The 6,065-nt window shown below is 66.5% G+C and carries 5 protein-coding genes and 1 pseudogene; 5 read left to right on the top strand and 1 reads right to left on the bottom strand.

Annotated elements, in window-relative coordinates; all coding sequences use genetic code 11:
* Window positions 1-280 precede the first annotated feature (280 nt).
* The gene (locus tag O3W51_RS46820) at window positions 281-838 is read left to right on the top strand and encodes a GNAT family N-acetyltransferase (protein ID WP_269290119.1); all 558 of its coding nucleotides are present in this window, start codon (window positions 281-283) and stop codon (window positions 836-838) included.
* On the opposite strand, the pseudogene O3W51_RS46815 reads toward O3W51_RS46820, so the two are convergent.
* Window positions 839-1,806 (bottom strand): annotated as a pseudogene (locus O3W51_RS46815) (transposase); the annotation flags it as partial. It lies immediately after the preceding gene.
* 148 nt (window positions 1,807-1,954) lie between these two features.
* Here O3W51_RS46815 and O3W51_RS46810 point away from each other — a divergent pair.
* The 4 genes from O3W51_RS46810 (at window position 1,955) to O3W51_RS46795 (ending at window position 5,942) form a co-directional block, all read left to right on the top strand.
* A complete protein-coding gene (locus O3W51_RS46810) occupies window positions 1,955-2,710 on the top strand; it encodes a hypothetical protein (protein ID WP_269290121.1) in 756 nt (251 codons plus the stop codon).
* A 389-nt stretch (window positions 2,711-3,099) separates the two neighbouring features.
* Window positions 3,100-3,897, top strand: coding sequence for a maleylpyruvate isomerase family mycothiol-dependent enzyme (locus tag O3W51_RS46805; RefSeq protein WP_269290118.1), 798 nt, complete (start codon window positions 3,100-3,102; stop codon window positions 3,895-3,897).
* Between the two features lie 530 nt (window positions 3,898-4,427).
* Window positions 4,428-5,036 carry a nucleotidyltransferase domain-containing protein gene (locus O3W51_RS46800; RefSeq protein ID WP_269290117.1) on the top strand — a complete coding sequence of 203 codons (609 nt, stop codon included), beginning with the start codon at window positions 4,428-4,430 and terminating at the stop codon, window positions 5,034-5,036.
* A gap of 741 nt (window positions 5,037-5,777) precedes the next feature.
* Entirely contained in the window at window positions 5,778-5,942 is a 165-nt protein-coding gene (locus O3W51_RS46795) for a hypothetical protein (protein ID WP_269290115.1), read from the top strand.
* Window positions 5,943-6,065: the final 123 nt, after the last annotated feature.

Genomic DNA, 6,065 nt, shown 5'->3' with positions numbered 1-6,065 from the left:
GTTCGGTGGGGGGTGGTTCGGTGGGGGGTGGTTCGGTGGGGGGTGGTTCGGTGGGGGGTGGTTCGGTGGGTGTGATGTCAGGGTGAGGTCGTGAGCAATTGTCAATAGTTGTGGATCACTCGACTCTGGACGTCCCAAGGTCTGGGTGATCGGGCTGGCTCGGGGCTGGCCGACCGGGCTCAGCGTCTACCTCTGAAACTCCTCGCCGCCCGGCATGACGTTCCGTCGGTGGCCTGGAAAATCGGTTCCGGGCTGGTGTCTCCGTCACTACAGTGCGGTCATGGAGATCACCTACCAACGCTTCACGTCGACCGACGCAGAGGAACTGGTCGACTTCCTCTCGGGCGACACGTGGCCGTTCCACGGCTCGGACGTTGTTGACCAGGCCGAAGCCCGGCAGTGGATTGGAGAGGGCCGCTATGACGGCCAGGACAACCGGGCGTTCTGGATCACGGTTGCCGGTGAGCGAACGGGCGTTGTCCGGCTGATGGACCTGTGTGACGACACGCCGCTGTTCGATCTGCGGATCCGTTCCGAGCTCCGAGGGCGGGGCCTCGGAGGACAGGCCCTGACCTGGCTCACCAGGTACGTGTTCACCGAGTTCGCCCAGGTCCAGCGGATCGAGGGCACCACTCGTCAGGACAACGTAGCGATGCGCCGTGCTTTTCAAAGGTGTGGTTACGCGAAGGAAGCGCACTATCGCGACGCGTGGCCGGCAGCCGACGGCACTGTTCGTGACGCCGTTGGGTATGCGATTCTGCGACGTGACTGGCTCTCCGGCAGCACAACGGTTCCTGATTGGCACGACGAGCGCATCTTTGGATCAGGTGGCGTTTGATCAGGCTGCCGCGGTCTCTTCGCGCTCGACCAGGACGCTGTTCTCGAACCTGACGCCGGAGCGGACCAGGGCAATCAGATGGGCTCCGGTGATCGCGCGCCAGCGGTCCTGGGCGGACTCGACCAGGTTGAACACCATCGCGAGCGCCGCGGCCGGGCTGCCGGCCTCGCGGGTGACCTCCGTCCGCAGTTTGACCGTGGAGAAGGTGGACTCGATGGGGTTCGTGGCCCGAAGGTGGACCCAATGCTCGGCCGGGAAGTCGTAGAACGCCAGCAGTTCGTCCCGGTCGTCGACCATTTTCACGACGGCTTTGGGCCACTTGGCGCCGTAAGTGCGCGCGAACGCCTCGATGGCCTTCGGCGTGCGCGCGGTCCTCGGCGTTGTAGATCTCCCGCATCGCCTTCGTCGCGCCCGGCTGCGCAGACTTCGGCAGGCAATTTGTGATGATCCGGGGCTTGTGGACCCAGCAGCGCTGGTGCCGGGCAGCGGGAAAGACCTCAGCCAGCGCCTTCCGCAGGCAGCTCCTTGGTGCCGTCGAGCCGCACCCCGAGCAGCACCAGGACACAGCTATGGGTCTGCCCGAGCTGAATCTTCGGGTGCACCCCATCGGCGCACACCTACACGAAGTCCCGGTCGGACAGATCCCGCTCCTGGAAAGCCGCGTGGTCGTCGCTCCACTGCTTCGCCAGCCGGTTCACCGTCGCCGGCGACAGGCCGGCCGCGGAGCCGAGGAACTGCTCCAGCGCGGGTACGAAGTCCCCCGAGGACAGTCCGTGCAAATACAGCAGCGGCAGTACCTCGGAGACCTTCGGGGACTTGCGGCACCACGGGGCCAGGATCTTCGAGGAGAACCGTTTGCGCTCGCTGGTGGCCTCGTCCACTCGACGGTCGTTCACCCGGGGTGCGGTGACCTCGACGGGACCTGCCGCGGTGGTCACGGTGCGGGGCCGGTGGTGGCCGTTGCGGAGTCGTGTCGTTCCGTCTTCGTTGATGAGGATCTGCGAAAACGGCTCTGCCCGGAGTTCCGTGAACGATCTTGAGCTTGGTGTAATGCCAGGGTGATGCTGAGCGCCGGGAATCGGCGCGGCTCGGTGTGGACGGAAGACGGGTGGAGGGATGGCGGCAGCAGAGATTCGAGGTGCCGCGAAGGGGCCAGCCCGGTTGGGCTGGGACTTGTTGCCCCTGGAAGGCGTCGGGCCGCTGTGTTTCGGCATGCGGATCGCTGAGGTCTCCGCGGTGCTGCCGGGCATGATCGAGATGCGTCGGTTCCAGGCTGACCCCTCGTTCCGGGAAACCCTCGGCGTGGAGTTCGGCACGGGGCGCGCGGAGCCTGCTGTGTACGCCTACTTCGTCGAGGACCGGTTGTTCTGCGTCGCGGTTGATGCGGCTTACGGACCCCAGGTGACGCTCTGGGGAAGGGAGTTGACGGCCTGCGTCCCAGCCGATCTGGAACGGTTCCTCTTGCACGCTCACGGGTGTGAGGTGCTCGATGTGTCCTACGGTCCACGGGGGAATCCTGGAGTGAACGGGCTCGGTCTGGTGGTGCGGGTGCAGGAGGTCGCGAGCGGCGTGGTGAGCCGGCCGGTGATGGTGGGTCGGGCCTGGGCCGACCGGTGTACCGACGACTGGGAAGGCGCGATCCCGGAGTGTGAATGGGTGGGCCGCCTGTGGCCCCTTGCAGGCGAAACGGGATCCTGGCCTCCGCCCGGCCACAAGACGCACTGGGCGGCTGGCAACCTCCTTTCTAGCCCTGTCACTTCCTGCGGCGAGCCTCCGTCGCATGCGGCGTTCCCTGGAGTCCGGCCTGCGAATTCACGGAACTCCGGCCAGAGCCGCGAAAACGTCCAGGTTCGCTCTCGATTCCCCACTTGATTGCGCGTGCATCGAAGGCCGGAGTCGCCCGTCCCTGTAGGGTCCGGCGGCACGTCGCCCCCGGTGAGGCGGTCCCGCTCCACCCGGAGGCGGTCGCGTTCGCTGGCCACGACGACTTCGACATCGACGTCAGGAGATCCCCGAGGACCGGCTGGCGCGCGTCTACTCCTACGACGCGCTCGGCTCCTTCGCAACCATCCCACTCGCCCAGGCGTCCGTCGGCACCCACAGGCACGACGCCGGGCGTACCGCCCCCACCAGCGTCCTCGCAGCAGTGCGCAGCTTGTCACCCGAGCGATGGGAGGCGAGGACGACGTCCGCAATGGCCATGCGGCGGCGACTGTGAAAATCGCTGTCCGATCACCGGAGGACGGTGATAGACATCCGGCGTGGAAAAGAATCTTGAGTTGCCTGACCTGCTGCGACTGATCGATGAACGGTCGACCGCCTTCCGCGCCGTGGTCGCCGCCGCGCCCAGTCTCGACGCACAGGTGCCGACCTGCCCCGGGTGGACGCTGTTCGATCTGGTCAAGCACCTGGGTGGGAGAGACCGTTTCTGGGCCGCCATCGTCGGCGCGGGGCCTGCCGACGCTCCCCCGGCCGAGGCCGCCGCTGCGCGCGCCGCTCTGGAAGTGCCGCGAGAGCGTGAGGCACTGCTGGCCTGGCTGGCCGCGTCGACGCAGGTTCTGCTGAGCGCCCTGCGCGAGGCAGGACCGGACGCCGGCTGCTGGGCGTGGTGGAGTGCCCTGCAGACGCCGCGGACCTCTGGCGGAGTCGCCCGGCACCGGGTCCAGGAGACCACGGTGCACACGTACGACGCCCAGCTCGCCGGGGGCGCCCCGCAGCCGCTGCCGCTCGAGGTGGCACTCGTCGGTGTGGAGGAGTTCCTGTTCACCGTCTGCGCAGCGCAGAGTGCCTGGCCGCACAAGCCCACGGCCTTCGACTTCCACGCCGCCGAGGGCCGCTCCTGGCGCCTCACGGTCGACGGCGACGGCGCACGCACCACCCGCATCCCCGTGCCCACTGCCGCGACCGGCGAGGACTCGGACGCAGCCGGCGCCTCCATCCATGGCACGGCCAGTGAGTTGGTCCTCTACTTGTACGACCGTATCCAGGCCGACTCCTTGCAGGTTGACGGAGACGCGGGGCTGCTCGACCTGCTCCGCGCCTGGGAGCCGGAGGAGTAGGACGTGGCGGGGGCGGTTGGCCGCGCCTCGAGCCGGTAGGACACGACTCTTCGCCAGGTTCGTCAGTCGCGGCACCGGGCTCAAACCCGAGAGGCGGCCTCGGGGCGTCACCAAGCCGACCGTCTACCTGGTCAGAGCTCGAACTCACGACCGCCGCACGATCAGAGACGAGTACATCGACAGCCGGGCAAACCGCCGACCGGCTCGCTCTCCGTATCCAGCGAGTCGGCGGTTCTGCGTCGGGGCCGACCCCTGGCCGCGCTCCTGGTCCCACGAACCCGCCAGATGATCATTTGTCAGGTAGGCCATAGGTAGCCGCGCTCCTCCCCAACCCGCTCAGCGGCGACCTCGCTCTCGCCATCGGTGTACCCACCGCCTGTTCCAGCGTGGGGAATCCAAGTGCGCTGTCTGGCCAGCACCTGAGCGGCGGGTGGGGAAATTCGAGGCTCTGCCCGCGATTCCGTGAAGCCGCAGATCAGCGACCGGAGCGCAGGGTCGTCTTGCCGATCACGGATCGGTACTCTCCTGGAGTGAATCGCACCGAGACCTCGTGGGGACCGTGGGAGCCCGCAACTCTGGCCGATGTGGCAGCACTGTTTTCGTCGGCCAAGGTCCCTTGGTGGATCGCTGGGGGCTATGCCATCGAGCTCGCGGTCGGCTACACGTTCCGTGAGCACAGCGACATTGATGTTCTGCTGCTCCGCCGCGACCAAGGGATCGTTCAGACGCTGATGCCGACATGGGAGTGGTGGGCGGCAGACCCGCCGGGAACTCTCCGGCCGTGGCGCCCTGGAGAGCCCTTGTCCAACGAGGTCCACGACGTCTGGTGTCGTCCCGGGCCTGCGGATCCCTGGCGGATCCAGATCATGCTCGATGAAGCGGAGGGCCAGGACTGGGTCTCCAGGAGATGCGAACGCATCCGGCGCCGCATCACCCGCATTGGCACGCGCTCAGTGGAAGGCGTCCCCTATCTGACTCCGGAGGTACAGCTCTTCTACAAGGCACACGCACCCCGGCCGAAGGACGAAGAGGACTTCGGGGCCGCACTCCCCGTACTCGACACGGGTCAGCGACAGTGGCTGGCAGATGCCATCACGCAGACGTATGGAGATCATCCCTGGGTTCAGCACCTCCGATAGGACCAGGCCGAGGCCGTCTTCACCTAACCATGATCCTTCACGAAATCGCGGCCAGAGGCTTGAATCTGGCTCTGACCGGAGTTCCGTGAAACCTCAGGTCAGCGAGATGTGTGCGGGAACGTTCCGGCAGGGGATCTCTCAGTTGTGGGGGTCTGTTCTCTGGATGATGTGCTGTTTTCACCGGTACACCTGCGAACTGGGGCGCCGTCATGAAGCGGGCCAGCGTCGGCCAGCAGTCCGTACGGGGCACCTGGGGTGTCGTGCATCTGGGAGGCGACTTCCTCGGAGAGGCTCGCATGGGTCAGGGGCTCGAACACGTTCGGGCCGATCGAGTCACGGGTACGGTCGGCGATCGCCTGCCGCCCGCCGCGGGTTGCGGCCAGCGCAGCAGGGACGCGATTGTCTTCCCGGATCTCATCGACCCGTGCCGCAGGTTGACGCCCGGGGTCGGCTCACGACTGGACCGGTCCTGCTTGGAGCCTAAGGGCTTCCAGGGAATCAAGGTGTTGCTTCCCTGCAAGCCCTTAGGTTGCCCCTCAAGACGCTTCTCCGGAGGAGTGAGTGCCCGCCGTTGGTAGTCGTCCGTCGTGTCGAATCGGCCCTCCGTCCAGACGAGCACCTTGCTCCGACAAACGCGGAGGGCAAGATCGGGATGTTGTGGTTTGTGGGGTGGTAGGAGACATTGATGCCGCCAGGACTCGGCTGCAACCTTGGCCAGTAACGCCTACCGCAGGAGAGCGTATGGACGCGACCCAGCATTACCCCGAATTCCTTGAACGGCCTGACGGCAACTACCAGCACCCCACCAACCCCTCGAAAATGCTCTCGGTTGTAGCCAGGGAGCACGTCTACGAGCAAGATCGCCCTGAGGGGATGCAGTTCGGCGAAGACGGCGGCGAGATCTAGGGCGTGTGTGGGGTTGTGATCTCGTGGGTCCCCGGGCGGTAGGGGCGGGGGCTTTGGGGTAGAACGGTGGGGTGTCTCGACCTCAACTTTCGGATGCTGAGTGGGAGTTCGTCTCTCCGTTCC

This window comes from Streptomyces sp. H39-C1, from assembly GCF_027158125.1.
GTDB classification, from domain to species: Bacteria; Actinomycetota; Actinomycetes; order Streptomycetales; family Streptomycetaceae; genus Actinacidiphila; species Actinacidiphila fildesensis.
Note: the sequence above shows the minus strand (reverse complement) of the source record. Positions and strands in the feature narration are given on the sequence as shown.

Coding starts and splice junctions, on each gene's coding strand:
- O3W51_RS46810 (WP_269290121.1), top strand. CDS start 1,955: ATGGCGGCAGCAGAGATTCGAGGTGCCGCGAAGGGGCCAGCCCGGTTG.
- O3W51_RS46820 (WP_269290119.1), top strand. CDS start 281: ATGGAGATCACCTACCAACGCTTCACGTCGACCGACGCAGAGGAACTG.
- O3W51_RS46795 (WP_269290115.1), top strand. CDS start 5,778: ATGGACGCGACCCAGCATTACCCCGAATTCCTTGAACGGCCTGACGGC.